Source organism: Rhizobacter sp. AJA081-3 (genome assembly GCF_017795745.1).
GTDB lineage: Bacteria > Pseudomonadota > Gammaproteobacteria > Burkholderiales > Burkholderiaceae_C > Piscinibacter.
This window is the reverse complement of the sequence record NZ_CP059067.1, coordinates 2,295,713-2,312,064: the sequence shown is the minus strand read 5'-3', so window position 1 is coordinate 2,312,064 and position 16,352 is coordinate 2,295,713. Positions and strand designations below refer to the sequence as shown.

Here is a 16,352-nt window from a genome sequence, read left to right as displayed (position 1 = left end):
TGTGGCACACTGCGCCGCTTTGCGATGCTGCCCCCCGCGGGCCCCAGGGACTTGAACAAGATTCTTCTGCAGATTGCGGCCGAGCTGAAGGTTCGGCCGGCCCAGGTGAATGCTGCCATCGAGCTGCTCGACGGCGGAGCCACGGTGCCCTTCATCGCCCGCTACCGCAAGGAGGCCACCGAGGGCCTCGACGACATCCAGCTGCGCGAACTCGAGGCGCGCCTGTCGTACCTGCGCGAGCTCGAGGACCGCCGCGCCGCGGTGCTCAAGAGCATCGAGGAGCAGGGCAAGCTCACACCGGAGCTGCGCGCCGCGGTGGAAGCCGCGCCGACCAAGCAGGAGCTGGAAGACATCTACCTGCCCTACAAGCCGCGCCGCCGCACCAAGGGCATGATCGCCCGCGAGGCGGGCCTGGAGCCGCTGGCCGACAAGCTGTTCGCCGACCCCTCGCTCGACCCGTTGGCCGAAGCGCCGGCCTTCGTCAACGCCGAAGGCGGCTTCGCCGATGCGCATGCGGTGCTCGACGGCGTGCGTGACCTGCTCTCCGAGCGCTGGGCCGAAGATGCCGCGCTGATCGGCAAGCTGCGCGAGTGGCTGTGGGCCGAGGGCCTGTTCCGCAGCAAGCTGCTCGATGGCAAGGACGGCACGCATCCCGACGCCGCCAAGTTCCGCGACTACTTCGACTACGCCGAGCCGATCCGCACCGTGCCGTCGCACCGCGCGCTGGCGGTGCTGCGCGGGCGCACGCAGGAGTTCCTCGATGCCAAGCTGGTGCTCGACGAGGAGGTCGTGCCGGGCCAGCCCACGCTGGCCGAAGGCCGCATCGCCGTGCACCTGGGCTGGCGCCATTCGAAGCGCCCGGGTGATGAACTCATCCGCAAAACCATCGCATGGACCTGGAAGGTCAAGCTCAGCCTGAGCCTGGAGCGCGACCTGTTCTCGCGCCTTCGCGAGGAGGCCGAAAGGATCGCCATCAAGGTCTTCGCCGAGAACCTGCGCGACTTGCTGCTGGCCGCGCCGGCGGGCCCGCGCGTGGTGATGGGGCTGGACCCGGGCATCCGCACCGGCTGCAAGGTGGCGATCGTCGACGCCACCGGCAAGGTGCTCGACACCTCGACCGTCTACCCCCACGAGCCGCGCTGCGACTGGGAAGGCTCGCTGCACACGCTGGGCCGGCTGGTGGCTACGCACGGCGTGAACCTGATCGCCATCGGCAACGGCACGGCGAGCCGCGAGACCGACAAGCTGGCCGCCGACCTGATCAAGCGCATCCAGCAACTCGCGCCCGACGCGAAGATCGAGAAAGTGGTCGTCAGCGAGGCCGGCGCCTCGGTGTATTCGGCCAGCGAGTACGCGAGCAAGGAGCTTCCCGAGCTCGACGTCAGCCTGCGCGGCGCGGTGAGCATCGCGCGGCGCCTGCAGGACCCGCTGGCGGAGCTGGTGAAGATCGAGCCCAAGAGCATCGGCGTGGGCCAGTACCAGCACGACGTCAACCAGAGCGAGCTGGCGAAGAGCCTGGACGCGGTGATCGAGGACTGCGTGAACTCGGTGGGCGTGGACCTGAACACCGCCTCGGCGCCGCTGCTGTCGCGCGTGTCGGGCCTGTCCGGCGCGGTGGCCTCGAGCATCGTGCGCTGGCGCGACGCGAACGGCGCCTTCCGCAACCGACAGCAGCTGCTCGACGTGAGCGGCCTGGGCGCCAAGACCTTCGAGCAGTGCGCCGGCTTCCTGCGCATCCGCGATGGCGACAACCCGCTGGACCAGTCGGGCGTGCACCCCGAGACTTACCCGGTGGTCGAGCGCCTGCTCGCTGCGGTGAAGCGGCCCGCGGCCGAGGTGATGGGCCGCAGCGACGTGATCCGCGCGCTGAAGCCGGAGGCCTTCGCCGACGATCAATTCGGCATCATCACGGTGAAGGACATCCTCGCCGAACTCGAGAAGCCCGGCCGCGACCCGCGCCCCGACTTCAAGGTGGCACGCTTCAACGACGGCGTGGAAGACATCAAGGACCTGGAGCCCGGCATGACGCTGGAAGGCACGGTCAGCAACGTCGCGCAGTTCGGCGCCTTCATCGACCTGGGTGTGCACCAGGACGGCCTGGTGCATGTGAGCCAGCTGTCGAACAAGTTCGTCAACGACGCGCGCGAGGTCGTGAAGACCGGCGACATCGTCAAGGTGAAGGTGCTCGAGGTCGACCTGGCGCGCAAGCGCATCTCGCTGACGATGAAGCTCGACGCCAAGCCAGTGGCCAAGGGCGAGCGCAGCGACAACAGCTTCCGGCCGGCGGCGCGGGGCGAACGGCCCGGAGCACCGCGCGGTGCCGGGGCCCAGGCGCAAGGCGGGTCGGCGATGGCGGCGGCGTTCGCGAAGCTGCAGCCGCGCAAGTAGACGGCGCTGGGGCCGGGTTCAGGCTGGGCCGAAGTCGCGCGGCAGCAGCTCGATCGGTTGGCCGTGCGGCGTGCGGTCGGCGGCGCGGTCCCAGGCGTCGCGGTAGCGACCGAGCTCCTGCGCGGAACTCGCGCCCTTGTCGGCGACCAGCGACTCGAGCGCGGCGAGCCAATGCCGGTAGTAGGTGTCCCCGAGGTCGGCATCGCCCTGCGCCTGCGCGCGGGAGATCTGCGCGGCCAGCGCGGCAGCCCATTCCGTCCAGCTGAACAGGCCTTTCTGGTGCAGGCTCACGGCCAGCGCGAAGGCATGCGCCTCCCAGGGTTCGCGGAACACCGGCTCGTCGCCGGCCATCGGCTGGTGGGGCAGGGCGGCCAGGCTCATGCGGCCTCCAGGTAGGGTTCCCAGGCGTCGACCGAGACGCGCAGCCCGGCGGCGGAATCGGCGCCCCAGAGTTCCTGGCCATCGAACACCACCGTGTACAGCCACTGCGGCTGTTCGCCCAGGCCCTGCGCATGCGTGTCGGCGAACACATGCGCGCCGTGCACGCGCTCGATGGTGCCGAGTCGGCCGTGGGCGTAGCCGGGCAGCCGGGTGTGGTGGTCGACGCGCTCGCTGCGCGTGCGCACGCGCTGGCCAAGCGCAAAGCGCGCCGCCGCGGTGGCGGGCCGTTCTGTCGGCGAGCCCTTGGCCAGCACGGCCGGCACGTTCTCGGCTGCCAGCACTCGGGCCACCGGAGCCGGGGGATGCATGCTCTGCGCCGCGGCCAGCTCGTCGTCGAACAGCATGGCGCGCTGCTGAATCAGGCGCTGCAGCGCCGCCAGCCAGATCTGGTAGTAGCTGAGCTGTGCGTAGTCGGGCAGCGTCTCGCGCACGCTGCGGCTGGCGTCGATGTTCCATGAGCCTGTGGCGCCCATGGCCAGCGTCAAGGCGAGGGCGCGCGGCTCCCAGTCGGCATGGAACAGATCGCCTTCGGCCTCGGGCAACGCGGCGCCGTAGCCTTCACGGCCGCCGAGGTCGGCGTGCGTCACGTAGCTCATGCGGCCCCTCCGGGCGAACGGGCCAGGCCGGTGCCGATCATCGAGTCGCGCGTCACCAGCGCGGCGAGCTGCTCCTCGCTGAGGCCCTCGGTGCCGGCAGGGCGTTGCGGGATGACGAGATAGCGCACCTCCGCGGTGGAGTCCCACACGCGGATCCCGGTCGATTCGGGCAGCGTGACGCCGAAGTCCGCGAGGACGCCGCGCGGGTCCTTCACGGCGCGCGAGCGGTAGGGCGCGCTCTTGTACCAGGTGGGCGGCAGGCCGAGCACCGGCCAGGGGTAGCAGCTGCACAACGTGCACACGACCATGTGGTGCTCTGCGGGTGTGTTCACCACCGCCACCATGTGCTCGCCCTGGCGGCCGGTGTAGCCGAGCGAGGCGATGGCGGCGGTGGCGTCGCGGCGCAGCCAGTCGGCGAAGGCCGGGTCCGACCAGGCCCTGGCGACGACGCGTGCGCCGTTGCGCGGGCCGATCTTGGTCTGGTAGGTGTCGATCAGCACGTCGAGCGCGGCCGGATCGATGTAGCCCTTCTGCCCGAGCACCGTCTCGAGTGCGCGAACGCGCAGGTCCATCTCGCCGAGTTCGCTGTGATCGTGGTCGTGGTCGTCCGAGTGATCGTGGTCATGTCCCATGGCGCAGATCCTAACGCGGGCTTCGCTACAGTGGCGGCCCATGCAAGCCCTGCAGATCCATGCCGGACCCCGCGCCCTGCGCCATCTGCGCGAGCACGGGCTGCCGCCAGTCGACGTGCATGTCATTCCCGCCGCGGCCGGCGGGCCGAAGGGTCTGGTGCTCAACCCGCTCGATCGTTTCATCTTCGGCCAATGGCTGGCGGGCAGCACGCACCCGGTGCACTTGCTCGGCGCCTCGATCGGATCGTGGCGCATGGCCTCGGCCTGCCTGGACGACCCGGCCGCGGCCTTCGCGCAGATGGCCGACGACTACATCCACCAGCACTACGAGCACGCGCCGGGCAAGGCACCGAAGGCTGCGCACGTCAGCAAGGTGTTCGGCGCCAAGCTGGCCGAGCGCTTCGGCGGCCGCGAGGCGCAGGTGCTGGCGCATCCGCGCTACCGGTTGCACGTGTTCACCAGCCGCGGGCGCCACCTGCTCGGGCGCGAAGGCCGGTTCCGCACGCCGCTGGGTTACCTCGGTGCCTTCGCCACCAATGCGCTCAGCCGCAAGGCGATGGGCGGCTGGCTGGAGCGCGTGATCTTCTCCGACGCGCGCGAGCCCCTGCCGCTGCACCTGCACGACTTCCGCACCCATGTCGTGCCGCTGCGCGCCGACAACCTGCAGCCCAGCCTGCTGGCCAGTTGCTCGATTCCGTTCTGGCTGCAGGCGGTGCACGACGTTCCCGGCGGCCCGCGCGGTGCTTACTGGGACGGCGGCATCACCGACTACCACCTGCATCTGGACTACGCATCGATGAACGCCGGCCTGGTCCTGTACCCGCATTTCCAGAAGACCGTGATTCCCGGCTGGCTGGACAAGGCGTTGCGCCACCGCCACCGCGCGACCCAGCACCTGGACAACGTCGTCGTGCTGTCGCCCAGCCCGGCCTGGATCGCCAGCCTGCCGAACGCGAAGCTGCCCGACCGCAGCGACTTCCAGCGCTACGGCGACGACCTCGTTGCGCGCGTCGCGGCCTGGTCGACGGCGGTGCGAGAGAGCGAGCGGCTGGCCGACGAGTTCGCGCACTGGCTCGATTCGCCCGGCTCGATCGAGCCGCAGCCGCTCGTCTGAACGGGCCTGCATCCATTCCTTCGGGGGCTGCGTAAGGCAGCCGGACACCGCGACGCATCTCGATGCGGTGTTGCGAAGAACGGCCCCGCGTCCCTGGGCCGCTGTCCTGACCACCGAAGGAAGAGACCATGACCCCTGAGAAGCATTTCCGTCCTCGCTGGCTGCCGCTGGCTGCCGCGATCCTTGCCGCTGCCGGATCGGCCGCGGCGCTGGCCTCCAGCCACCGGGAGGCGCCGTTCATCACCACCGCACCCAAGGTGGACGGCACCGACCTCTACATGTTCATGAGCTACGAGACCGGACGCGAAGGCTACGTCACGTTGATCGCCAACTACCAGCCGCTGCAGGCCCCGTATGGCGGCCCCAACTACTTCAAGATGGATCCGAATGCGCTGTACGAGATCCACGTCGACAACAACGGCGACGCGAAGGAAGACATCAGCTTCCAGTTCCGCTTCCAGAACAAGCTGAACTCGATCGCGCTGCCGGTCGGTGGCAAGAACGTGGCCATCCCGCTGACTCAGGCTGGGCAGGTGACCGACCTGCGCTCGCCCGCGCTCAATGTCACCGAGACCTACAGCGTCGAGGTGGTGCGCGGCGATCGGCGCAGCGGCGCCCGCGCGTCGGTGACGAACTCCAGCGGCGGCAGCAAGGTGTTCGACAAGCCGGTCGACAACATCGGCACCAAGACGATTCCCGACTACGCCGGCTACGCGGCCAAGCACGTCTACAGCGTCAATGTGCCGGGCTGCAACATGCCCGCGAAGATGTTCGTCGGCCAGCGCAAGGAGGCTTTCGCCGTCAACCTCGGCACGATCTTCGACCTGGTGAACGCGCCGGTGGCGGTGATCACAGATCCGGCGCTGATCAACGCGGCGCCGAACACCATCGGCGATGCGAATGTGACCTCGCTTGCGCTCGAGGTGCACAAGAGCTGCCTCGTGCAGGGCAACGAGCCGGTGATCGGCGCCTGGACGACGGCCAGCCTGCGCCAGGGCTCGCTGCTCGACCCGACGCCGAAAAAGGGCCACCAGACCACGGCGGTGAGCGGCGGCGCCTGGACGCAGGTCTCGCGCCTGGGCATGCCGCTGGTCAACGAGGTGGTGATCGGCCTGCCCGACAAGGACCGCTTCAACGGCTCCAAGCCGAAGGACGACGGCCAGTTCGCCGACTACGTGACCAACCCGACGCTGCCAGCGCTGCTGGAGATCGCGCTAGGCCTGCCGAACACGGCGCCGACCAACTTCCCGCGCACCGACCTCGTCACGACCTTCCTCACCGGCATCCCCGGCGTGAACCAGCCGGCGAACGTGGTGGCCTCGGAAGAACTTCGGCTGAACACCGGCATCGCGGCAGTGCCCTTCGCGCAGCAGAACCGGCTGGGCATCGTCGGCAGCGTGCTGTCCGGTGGCAGCGACTTCGCCGGCTTCCCGAACGGCCGCCGCCCGAAGGACGACGTGGTCGACATCTCGCTGGTGGCGGTCATGGGCGGGCTGTGCATGGCCAACGGCGACACCAACGCCTTCGGCTTCGGTGTGGCTTGCAAGCCCTCCGCCGTGCCGCTGAAGGAGACCGCGTTCAGGCTGCACGACGCTGTGGACCAGGCGGTGGTGCCGCTGCTGCCGGGCTTCCCCTACCTGAGCACGCCGATCGCCGGTGCGGGCGCGCAGTGAAGGACACCATCATGAAGACCAAGGCCTATGTCTCGACCTGCTTGATGGTCCTGCTGCTTGCCGCTTGCGGCGGTGGAGGTGATGCTCCGCCGTCCGTCACCGACTCGGTGCCGGCCGATGCCAGCGACAGTGCCGCCGGCATGGCGAACTGGCTCGCTTTGGTGGCCGCCACGGCACCTGATGACCGGGAGCCGCTGGACGTGGCGGCCTTCGCGCCGCCCCAGCCCGACGACGCCGAACCGGAAATCCTGAAGTGATGGCGTAGTGATCGGCGAGCATCAGCAACACTTCTTTGCTCGCAATCTGTGCTTCCACGCGCACGATGGCGCGTTGAATGGGAACCGGTCCGCACGCCACAGGGTGTGCGGACCCCCAACTCGAGGAGAAGCACATGCAACGAACCATCCGCCTGACGGCCGCCCTGCTCGCCACCGTGATCGCTGCCGGCTGCGCCACGCATCCGGCCACGCAACCGAGCGCACCGACTCCGTCGGCCTATCAGGTCGAGTACGGACAGGTGCAGAGCATCGATCTGGTCCGTGCCGAGAGCCAGACCACCGGCGGCGGGGCCCTGCTCGGCGCCGCGGTCGGCGCCGTCGTCGGCCGCCAGATCGGCAGTGGCTCCGGGCGTACGGCAGGCACCATCGTCGGCGCCGTCGGCGGCGCCGTGGTCGGCAACCAGATCGAGAAGAACAAGCGTGGCGCGCAGGACTTCTACCGTGTGGCCATCGTGACGCAACAAGGCCAGGTGCGCACGTTCGACTACCAGCAACTCTCGGAACTGCGCGTCGGCGACAGGGTGCGCATCGAGAACAATCAGGTCTACCGCTACTGAAATACAATACGGGCTCAACCAGCAAGGGCGAGAAAGGCATGACGGTTATGACACCGCGGACTACGAGCTGGACCGGCAAGGTCTAGCACTGCTGCGCGCGACGACCTTCTGACAGCATCCCCTTGTTCATTGAGGCGCGGCATGGTCCGCGCCTTTTTGTTTTTCGGAGTTCGTGATGGTTTCGATCCAATTGCCCGACGGTTCCCGGCGTGAATATCCCGGCCCGGTGACGGTGGCCGAAGTGGCCGCCTCCATCGGCCCGGGCCTGGCCAAGGCGGCGATCGCCGGCCGCGTGGGGCAGGGCGATGCCGCCCGCGTGGTGGACACCAGCCACCGCATCGAGGCCGATGCATCGCTGGCCATCCTGACCGACAAGGACGCCGACGGGCTGGAGGTGATCCGCCACTCGACGGCGCACCTGCTCGCCTACGCGGTGAAGGAGCTGTTCCCCGAGGCGCAGGTGACGATCGGCCCGGTGATCGAGAACGGCTTCTTCTACGACTTCTCGTACAAGCGCCCCTTCACGCCGGAAGACCTGGCGGCCATCGAGGCGAAGATGAGCGAACTGGCCCGCAAGGACGAGAAGGTCGAGCGCCGCGTGCTGCCGCGCGACGAGGCCGTGGCCTACTTCAAAGGCCTCGGCGAGCACTACAAGGCGGAGATCATCTCCAGCATCCCGGCCGGCGAGGATGTCTCGCTGTATCGAGAAGGCGCCTTCGAGGACCTGTGCCGCGGCCCACACGTTCCCTCCACGGGGCGACTCAAGCATTTCAAGCTGATGAAGGTGGCCGGCGCCTACTGGCGCGGCGACCATCGCAACGAGATGCTGCAGCGCATCTACGGCACGGCCTGGGCGAGCAAGGACGACCTGCAGAAGTACCTGCACATGCTCGAGGAAGCCGAGAAGCGCGACCACCGCAAGCTGGGCCGCGAGCTCGACCTGTTCCACATCGACGAACATGCGCCGGGCTTGGTGTTCTGGCACCCCAAGGGCTGGGCGCTGTGGCAGAACGTCGAGCAGTACATGCGGCAGATCTACCGCGACAACGGCTACCTCGAAGTCAAGGGCCCGCAGCTCCTCGACAAGGGCCTGTGGGAAAAGACCGGCCACTGGGACAACTACCGCGAGAACATGTTCACGACGGAGTCGGAGAAGCGTGAATACGCGCTCAAGCCGATGAACTGCCCCGGCCACGTGCTGATCTTCAGCTCGCACATGCGCAGCTACCGGGATCTGCCGATCCGCTATGGCGAATTCGGGCAGTGCCACCGCAACGAGCCCAGCGGCTCGATGCACGGCATCATGCGGGTGCGCGGCTTCACGCAGGACGATGGCCACATCTTCTGCACCGAGGACCACATCCTCGACGAGTGCGTCGCCTACACGACGCTGCTGCAGAAGGTCTACGCCGACTTCGGCTTCACCGACATCATCTACAAGGTCGCGACGCGCCCGCAGAACCGGGTCGGTTCCGACGAACTGTGGGACAAGGCGGAGCATGCCGTGATGGAATCTCTGCGGCGCTCGGGTGTCGAGTTCATCGTGTCGCCCGGCGACGGTGCCTTCTACGGCCCGAAGATCGAGTACACGCTCAAGGATGCGATCGGCCGCCAGTGGCAGTGCGGGACGATGCAGGTCGACTTCAACACGGCCGAGCGCCTGGGCGGCGAATACGTGACCGAGAGCAGCGGTCGCGCCCACCCCGTGATGCTGCACCGGGCGATCATCGGCAGCTTCGAGCGTTTCATCGGGATCCTGATCGAACAGCATGCCGGCGCGCTGCCGGCCTGGCTGGCGCCGCAGCAGGTCAGCGTGCTCAACATCACCGACTCCCAGGCCGACTACGCCTTGGATGTGGCCAAATCGCTGCAAAAACAAGGACTTAGAGTTGCGACCGATTTGCGCAACGAGAAGATTACCTATAAAATCCGCGAGCATTCGATGCAGAAGGTCCCGTACATCCTCGTCGTAGGCGACAAGGAGAAGGCAAACGGGGCTGTTGCCGTGCGCGCCCGGGGCAACCAGGATCTCGGGGTGATGCCGCTGGCCGACTTCCTAGCGAAGATCGCCGACGACATTGCCCGGAAAGTGTGACCACGACGGTGGTCATGCCCTGGGAGGCCGGCGCGCAAATCGTTTTTTTGGGCTTCTCTTGCCTTGGAGTCCGCTGAAAGGTACCAACCATCGCTACTTTTGCTGACCGCCGTACTCCGAACGCCGAGCGCAAGCACCGGCTCAACCGCGAGATCATGGCCCCCGAAGTCCGCCTGAACGGCCCCGAGAACGAACCTCTGGGCATCGTATCGACCCAGGAAGCCCTGCGCATGGCGGGCGAGATGGACGTTGATCTGGTGGAGATCGTGGCCCAGGCAGACCCTCCGGTGTGCCGACTGATGGACTACGGCAAGTTCAAGTACCAAGAGCAAAAGCGCGCAGCGGAAGCCAAGTCCAAGCAGAAGATCGTCGAAGTCAAGGAAGTGAAGTTCCGTCCGGGCACGGACGAAGGCGACTACCAGATCAAGATGCGCAACCTGCGCCGCTTTATCGAGGAAGACGGCGACAAGGGCAAGGTCACGCTGCGTTACCGCGGCCGCGAGATCACCCACCAGGACATCGGCATGCGACTGCTCGAACGCATCCGAGACGAACTGGCGGATGTCTCGGTCGTGGAGCACATGCCCAAGCTCGAAGGCCGCCAGATGATCATGGTGCTGGCGCCCAAGCGCAAGTAGGAGTTCGAAGAGTTCAATGCCTCGGTCTGGTCGCCGGGGCGTTGTCAGAAGCGACTGCAGGCCAACAAGACGGTGGAACATTCACCGGCGCCTGCAGCAGCAACAAAGAAGGAGCAGTCATGCCCAAGATGAAGACCAAGAAGAGCGCGGCCAAACGGTTCCGCGTGCGTCCGGGGGGCACCGTCAAGCGGGGCCAGGCGTTCAAGCGCCACATCCTCACCAAGAAGTCCACGAAGAACAAGCGCCACCTGCGTGGTGCTGTCACCGTGCACGAGACCAACATGGGCCACATGGCGCAGATGCTGCCATTTGCCGGCCTGTGATTCTCTGACCCATTGTTGAAGGAGTAAGAAATGCCTCGCGTCAAACGTGGTGTCACCGCCCGCGCACGTCACAAGAAGATTCTGGTCCTGGCCAAGGGCTTCCGCGGCCGCCGCAAGAACGTGTTCCGCATCGCCAAGGAAGCGGTGATGCGGGCCGGGCAATATGCCTACCGTGATCGTCGTACCAAGAAGCGTGTCTTCCGCCAACTCTGGATCGCCCGCATCAACGCGGCGAGCCGGGGTCTCGGGCTCACCTACAGCAAGTTCATGGCTGGCCTGAAGAAGGCCCAGATCGACATCGACCGCAAGGTCCTTGCCGACATGGCCGTGAACGATCCTGCCGGCTTCGGCAGCATCGTCGACAAGGTGAAGGCCCAACTCGCTTGACCCCCTGCGCGACCGGGCGCTAACGCGCCTCGGCCGCCGCAGCGCTGGCCCGTGAAAGCGGTGCCGGCTCAGCTTTCCAAGGCCGACCTCGTGTGCGGCCTTTTTTCTTGTGGTGAAGGTCTCTCAGGCTCCGATGCGATGAACGATCTCGCTCCCCTCGTCGACGACGCGAAGGCCGACTTCGCGAAGGCAGCGACGCCCGCCGAACTCGAGAACGCCAAGGCGCGATACCTCGGGAAGTCAGGCCGTGTCACCGAGCAGCTGAAGGCGCTGGGTGCCTTGCCGGTCGACGAAAAGAAGGCCCGCGGCGCGCTGATCAATGCAGCCAAGCAGCAGGTCGAGGCCTTGCTGCAGGCGCGCCGCGACGCGCTTGGCCAGGCCGAACTGGAGGCCCAACTGAAGTCGGAGTCGCTGGACATCACGCTGCCGGGCCGACAGCGCGGCATCGGCGGCCTGCACCCGGTGACCCGCACCATCGAACGCATCGAGGCCATCTTCGGCTCGATGGGTTTCGACGTGGCCGATGGCCCGGAGATCGAGACCGACTGGTACAACTTCACCGCGCTGAACAGCCCCGAGAACCACCCCGCGCGTTCGATGCAGGACACCTTCTACGTCGACCTGAAGGACGCCGAGGGCCGATGGCTGAACCTGCGCACTCACACCTCGCCGATGCAGGTGCGCTATGCGCGCTCGCATGCGAAGAAGCATGCCGGCAAGGAGCACATGCCCGAGATCCGCGTCATCGCGCCGGGCCGCACCTACCGCGTCGACAGTGACGCCACGCACTCGCCGATGTTCCATCAATGCGAAGGCCTGTGGATCGGCGAGAACGTGAGCTTCAAGGACTTGAAGGTCGTGTTCACCGACTTCTGCCGGCGATTCTTCGAGACCGATGAGCTGACGCTGCGCTTCCGGCCCTCGTTCTTCCCCTTCACCGAGCCCTCCGCCGAGATCGACATCGCCTTCTCCAGCGGGCCGCTCAAGGGCCAGTGGCTCGAGGTGGCGGGCTCCGGCCAGGTGCATCCGAACGTGGTGCGCAACTTCGGCCTCGATCCGGAGCGCCACATCGGCTTCGCGTTCGGCATGGGCCCGGACCGTCTGACGATGCTTCGCTACGGCGTGAACGACCTGCGGCTGTTCTTCGAGAACGACCTGCGCTTCCTGTCGCAATTCAACTGATTCCCGAGCCATGCAGTTTCCTGAATCCTGGCTGCGCGAGTACTGCGATCCTCCGATCTCCACGGCTGAGTTGTCAGAACTGCTGACGATGGCCGGCATGGAAGTCGAAGAGACCCATCCGGCCGCACCGCCGTTCAGCGGCGTGGTCGTCGCCAAGGTGCTCGCGGTGACGCAGCATCCGAATGCGGACCGCCTGAACGTCTGCGAAGTCGACGCCGGCACCGGCACGACGCTGCAGATCGTCTGCGGTGCGCCGAACGTGCGCGCGGGCATGCACGTGCCCTGCGCGCTCGTCGGGGCGCAACTGCCGCCGGGCGAGGACGGCAAGACCTTCGTGATCAAGCTCGGCAAGCTGCGCGGCGTCGAGAGCCAGGGCATGCTGTGCTCAGCGCGCGAGCTCAAGCTGTCGGAAGACCATGGCGGCTTGCTGGTGCTGGACGAGTCGGCGAAAGTCGGCGTCGACATTCGCAGCCAGCTGGCGCTCGACGACACCATCTTCACGCTCAAGCTCACGCCCAATCTGGCGCACTGCCTGAGCGTCTACGGCATCGCGCGCGAGCTGGCGGCCTTGACCGGTGCGCCACTGAAGGTGCCGAGCTTCCCGCAGGTGCCTGTGTCGCACGATGCGGTGCTGAAGGTGAAGGTCGAGGCCAGCGATCTGTGTGGCCGATTCTCCGGCCGCGTCGTGCGCGGCGTGAACCCGCAGGCGCGCACGCCGGCCTGGATGGTGGACCGTTTGGCGCGCTGTGGCCAGCGCTCGGTGACGGCGCTGGTGGACATCTCGAATTACGTGATGTTCGAGTTCGGACGCCCGTCGCACATCTTCGATCTGGACAAGATCCACGGTGGCCTGACGGTTCGCTGGGGGCGACCGGGCGAGAAGCTGGAGCTGCTGAACGGCAACACCATCGAGGTCGATGCACAGGTCGGAGTGATCGCCGACGACGAGGCTGTCGAATCGCTGGCCGGCATCATGGGCGGCGAAGCCACTGCGGTGTCCGGTGCGACACGCAACGTGTATGTGGAGGCCGCCTTCTGGTGGCCGGATGCGGTGGCTGGGCGCTCGCGGCGCTTCAACTTTGCCACCGACGCCGGGCACCGATTTGAGCGCGGCGTGGATCCGGCGCTGACGGTCGAGCACATCGAACGCATCACCCGGCTGATCATCGACATCTGCGGTGGCGAGGCCGGCCCGATGGACGACCAGGTGCTTCGCCTGCCCGCGGCCGAACCTGTGCGTCTGCGCGTGGCCCGCGCCGCCAAGGTGATCGGCATGCCGGTCACGCAGGCGCAGTGCGAAGGCGTCATGCAGCGGCTGGGCTTGAAGTTCAGTGCCGACGCGGGAGTGCTCACCGTGACGCCACCGTCGTGGCGCTTCGATCTGAAGATCGAGGAGGACCTGATCGAGGAAGTGATTCGCGTGCTGGGCTACCAGTCGCTGCCGGACACACCGCCGCTGGCGCCGGTGACGGCTCGCGTGCGGACCGAGTCGCAACGAAGCACGGGCGCGTTGCGGCAAGTTCTCGCGGGCCTGGGCTACCAGGAGACGATCAGCTTCAGCTTCGTCGAAGAGCGCTGGGAGCATGAACTGGCCGGCAATGCTGACCCGATCCGCGTGCTCAACCCCATCGCCAGCCCCTTGTCGGTGATGCGCTCCAGCCTGCTGGGCAGCCTGGTGGCGGTGTTGCAGTCGAACCTGGCCCGCAAGGCGAGCCGCGTGCGCGTGTTCGAGGCGGGGCGCGTGTTCCGCCGCGACGCGTCTGCGGTGGACGCGGAGACGGCAGTTGCCGGTCTGGTGCAGCCGCGGCGACTGGCCGGGCTGGCCTGGGGCCGCAGCGACGTGCTGCAATGGGGCAGCAAGGAACGCGCGGTCGACTTCTTCGACGTCAAGGGTGACATCGAGGCGTTGCTTGCGCCACGCAGCGCGGTCTTCGTGACGGCCGAGCACCCAGCGATGCATCCGGGGCGCTGTGCGCGGATTGAACTGGCCGGTCGCTCGATCGGACATGTGGGCGAACTGCATCCGCGTTGGCGCCAGGCCTACGAGTTGCCGTCGGCGCCGCTGCTGTTCGAACTCGACCTGGACGCGCTGCAGGAGCGCGATCTGCCCGCGTTCATGCCGATTCCGCGCCAGCAAGTGGCGGTTCGCGACATCGCTCTGGTTGCGGCCGAGCGGGTCACCCATGGCGCGCTCATGGATGCCATTGGCGCAGGCCGTGGCGGGCTCGTGCGCTCGGCGCGTCTGTTCGACATCTACAGACCGGCGTCGGACACGGCCGACATGAAGCCCGGCGAGCGCAGTCTCGCTGTCCGACTGGAGTTGCTGGACAACGAAAACACACTGACCGATGAACGCATCGAGGCCACCGTGGCCGAGGTGCTGGCCACGCTCCAGGCTCGCCTGGGTGTGCGCCTGCGGGGCTGAGGGCAAAAACCATGAGCGACAACGACACGCCGCGGAACCGGGTCGTCCTGCCGACCATCGAGACGCCCACGCTCACCAAGGCGGAACTGGCCGACTTGTTGTTCGAACGGCTCGGGCTGAACAAGCGCGAATCCAAGGACATGGTCGAGGCCTTCTTCGAGATCATCCACGGCACGCTGGTGACTGGCGAGGATGTCAAGCTGTCCAGCTTCGGCAACTTCAACATCCGCCGCAAGGCCCCGCGACCAGGGCGAAATCCGCGCACGGGGGAGGCCATTCCGATCAAGGCGCGCAACGTTGTCACCTTCCACGCCAGCCACAAACTCAAGGGAGTCGTGCAAGGTGACATACCGGCAGGGGAAGAGTTCGAGTAAAGTCTAGCTTTCTCTTGGGATCTTATTGATTTTGATGGAGAAAGCGCTCCCAGCCATCCCCGCCAAGCGATACTTCACGATCGGTGAGGTGAGCGACTTGTGCGGGGTGAAGCCGTACGTGCTTCGGTATTGGGAGCAGGAGTTCACCCAACTCAAGCCGATGAAGCGCCGGGGCAACCGGCGCTACTACCAGCACCATGAGGTGCTGTTGATCCGGCGCATCCGTGAGCTCCTGTACGAACAGGGCTTCACGATCAGCGGGGCGCGCAACCGGCTATCGGATGCGGCCATTCCGCGAGATGCCGAAGCGGGGCCTGCGATCGATGAGCCCGACGAGGTGATCGACATGGCCGCGGCGCTGGAGGATCCGGCGTCTTCGGCAGAAGGCCAGGCCGCATCGGAGCCGATGTCCATGCTCGACCCCGGCGAGATCAGAGGCGAACTGCTTGCGATCCGAGCGCTGCTCGTCCTGTGAGTCCCGAGAGAGCGGCAGATTTCACTCTATAATGCAAGGCTTCGTCGGGGTGTAGCGCAGCCTGGTAGCGCACTTGCATGGGGTGCAAGGGGTCGCGAGTTCGAATCCCGCCACCCCGACCAAAGACAGTGAGAGCCCGGTGCCTTCTTGGTACCGGGCTTTTTGCTTTTGCGGAGCCGATCAGGGATGCGTGACCCGCACGAGGCGGATGATCTGTGCTTGCATACAGTACTGATGTTGCATACAGTTAAGTCCTCAGGAGGACATGATCATGCAATCCACGTTCCGCGAACTCTATCGACCCAAGCCGAACCGCGCACCGACTTGGTTGCGCCGCATCTGGACCTGGCTCTGACCCCAGACGGCCGAAAGCCCGGGACCGCAAGGACCCGGGCTTTCGGGTTTTTGGGTCGCCTCAGGCGGCGGTGGTTGCCGCCGTGGCCAAGCAGGCGTTGCACTTGCCCAGGCCGGGCAGGCGCGGATCGGGCTTGCCATCACCGGTCTTGAAGTTCGCCTGGCAACGACGGCAGACGTACATCTTCGAGCTCGACATCAACGGGCGGATACCGGGCTCGGAACTGGGTCGGGCTGCCGTGTACTCTGCCTGGGTCTGTCGAAGCTTCATCGACGAATCCGGAGTGGCGGGGGGCGAGGGGCGGCGTGTGGTCATGGCGCGGTCAATCCGAAGTGCAAGACGCAGAGATGGGGGCGCTGGATGCCCCTGTCAACCCGCTATTGTCCCAGCATTCCGCAACACCCGCGTAAACGGTTGCA

Annotated in this window: 17 protein-coding genes and 1 tRNA gene; 14 read left to right on the top strand and 4 right to left on the bottom strand. The window is 66.8% G+C overall.

What is annotated here, in order from left to right; all coding sequences use genetic code 11:
• The first annotated feature begins 51 nt into the window (after positions 1–51).
• On the top strand, positions 52–2,388 hold the full coding sequence (locus HZ992_RS11015; protein WP_371816809.1) for a Tex family protein: 2,337 nt from the start codon (positions 52–54) through the stop codon (positions 2,386–2,388).
• Positions 2,389–2,406: 18 nt separating this feature from the next.
• Here the strand turns inward: HZ992_RS11015 and HZ992_RS11010 are convergent, their stop codons facing one another.
• The 3 genes from HZ992_RS11010 to nthA are packed head-to-tail and all read right to left on the bottom strand — an operon-like array spanning position 2,407 to position 4,057.
• Positions 2,407–2,769 carry a nitrile hydratase accessory protein gene (locus HZ992_RS11010; protein ID WP_209386673.1) on the bottom strand — a complete coding sequence of 121 codons (363 nt, stop codon included), beginning with the start codon at positions 2,767–2,769 and terminating at the stop codon, positions 2,407–2,409.
• The gene (nthB, locus tag HZ992_RS11005) at positions 2,766–3,425 is read right to left on the bottom strand and encodes a nitrile hydratase subunit beta (RefSeq protein ID WP_209386672.1); all 660 of its coding nucleotides are present in this window, start codon (positions 3,423–3,425) and stop codon (positions 2,766–2,768) included. The genes HZ992_RS11010 and nthB overlap by 4 nt, the downstream gene beginning before the upstream one ends.
• Entirely contained in the window at positions 3,422–4,057 is a 636-nt protein-coding gene (nthA, locus tag HZ992_RS11000; protein ID WP_209386671.1) for a nitrile hydratase subunit alpha, read from the bottom strand. Before nthA ends, nthB begins: the two co-directional genes overlap by 4 nt.
• 40 nt (positions 4,058–4,097) lie before the next feature.
• Here nthA and HZ992_RS10995 point away from each other — a divergent pair, with 40 nt between their 5' ends.
• From HZ992_RS10995 to HZ992_RS10935, 13 genes are all read left to right on the top strand, one after another.
• Positions 4,098–5,171 carry a patatin-like phospholipase family protein gene (locus tag HZ992_RS10995; protein WP_209386670.1) on the top strand — a complete coding sequence of 358 codons (1,074 nt, stop codon included), beginning with the start codon at positions 4,098–4,100 and terminating at the stop codon, positions 5,169–5,171.
• Positions 5,172–5,299: 128 nt separating this feature from the next.
• Positions 5,300–6,844, top strand: coding sequence for a DUF4331 domain-containing protein (locus HZ992_RS10990; RefSeq protein WP_209386669.1), 1,545 nt, complete (start codon positions 5,300–5,302; stop codon positions 6,842–6,844).
• Positions 6,845–6,855: 11 nt separating this feature from the next.
• Positions 6,856–7,101 carry a hypothetical protein gene (locus tag HZ992_RS10985; protein WP_209386668.1) on the top strand — a complete coding sequence of 82 codons (246 nt, stop codon included), beginning with the start codon at positions 6,856–6,858 and terminating at the stop codon, positions 7,099–7,101.
• Between the two features lie 134 nt (positions 7,102–7,235).
• On the top strand, positions 7,236–7,679 hold the full coding sequence (locus HZ992_RS10980; protein WP_209386667.1) for an outer membrane lipoprotein: 444 nt from the start codon (positions 7,236–7,238) through the stop codon (positions 7,677–7,679).
• Between the two features lie 175 nt (positions 7,680–7,854).
• Positions 7,855–9,774: a threonine--tRNA ligase gene (thrS, locus tag HZ992_RS10975; protein ID WP_209386666.1), complete on the top strand. Its 1,920-nt coding sequence runs from the start codon at positions 7,855–7,857 to the stop codon at positions 9,772–9,774.
• A gap of 89 nt (positions 9,775–9,863) precedes the next feature.
• Positions 9,864–10,412, top strand: coding sequence for a translation initiation factor IF-3 (infC, locus tag HZ992_RS10970; protein ID WP_209387135.1), 549 nt, complete (start codon positions 9,864–9,866; stop codon positions 10,410–10,412).
• Positions 10,413–10,531: 119 nt separating this feature from the next.
• Complete coding sequence (rpmI, locus tag HZ992_RS10965) at positions 10,532–10,735, top strand: 50S ribosomal protein L35 (protein ID WP_209386665.1); 204 nt, start codon at positions 10,532–10,534, stop codon at positions 10,733–10,735.
• Positions 10,736–10,765: 30 nt separating this feature from the next.
• Positions 10,766–11,122 (top strand): 50S ribosomal protein L20, encoded by a 357-nt coding sequence (gene rplT, locus HZ992_RS10960; RefSeq protein ID WP_209386664.1) that lies wholly within the window; start codon positions 10,766–10,768, stop codon positions 11,120–11,122.
• Positions 11,123–11,260: 138 nt separating this feature from the next.
• Positions 11,261–12,304 carry a phenylalanine--tRNA ligase subunit alpha gene (gene pheS, locus HZ992_RS10955; RefSeq protein WP_209387134.1) on the top strand — a complete coding sequence of 348 codons (1,044 nt, stop codon included), beginning with the start codon at positions 11,261–11,263 and terminating at the stop codon, positions 12,302–12,304.
• A 10-nt stretch (positions 12,305–12,314) separates the two neighbouring features.
• Complete coding sequence (gene pheT / locus HZ992_RS10950; RefSeq protein WP_209386663.1) at positions 12,315–14,729, top strand: phenylalanine--tRNA ligase subunit beta; 2,415 nt, start codon at positions 12,315–12,317, stop codon at positions 14,727–14,729.
• Positions 14,730–14,740: 11 nt separating this feature from the next.
• The gene (locus HZ992_RS10945; RefSeq protein ID WP_209386662.1) at positions 14,741–15,103 is read left to right on the top strand and encodes an integration host factor subunit alpha; all 363 of its coding nucleotides are present in this window, start codon (positions 14,741–14,743) and stop codon (positions 15,101–15,103) included.
• Between the two features lie 34 nt (positions 15,104–15,137).
• Positions 15,138–15,578, top strand: coding sequence for a MerR family transcriptional regulator (locus HZ992_RS10940; protein ID WP_209386661.1), 441 nt, complete (start codon positions 15,138–15,140; stop codon positions 15,576–15,578).
• A gap of 45 nt (positions 15,579–15,623) precedes the next feature.
• Positions 15,624–15,700: transfer RNA gene (locus HZ992_RS10935), tRNA-Pro, on the top strand.
• A 293-nt stretch (positions 15,701–15,993) separates the two neighbouring features.
• Here the strand turns inward: HZ992_RS10935 and HZ992_RS10930 are convergent.
• Positions 15,994–16,203 (bottom strand): hypothetical protein, encoded by a 210-nt coding sequence (locus tag HZ992_RS10930; protein WP_209386660.1) that lies wholly within the window; start codon positions 16,201–16,203, stop codon positions 15,994–15,996.
• Positions 16,204–16,352: the final 149 nt, after the last annotated feature.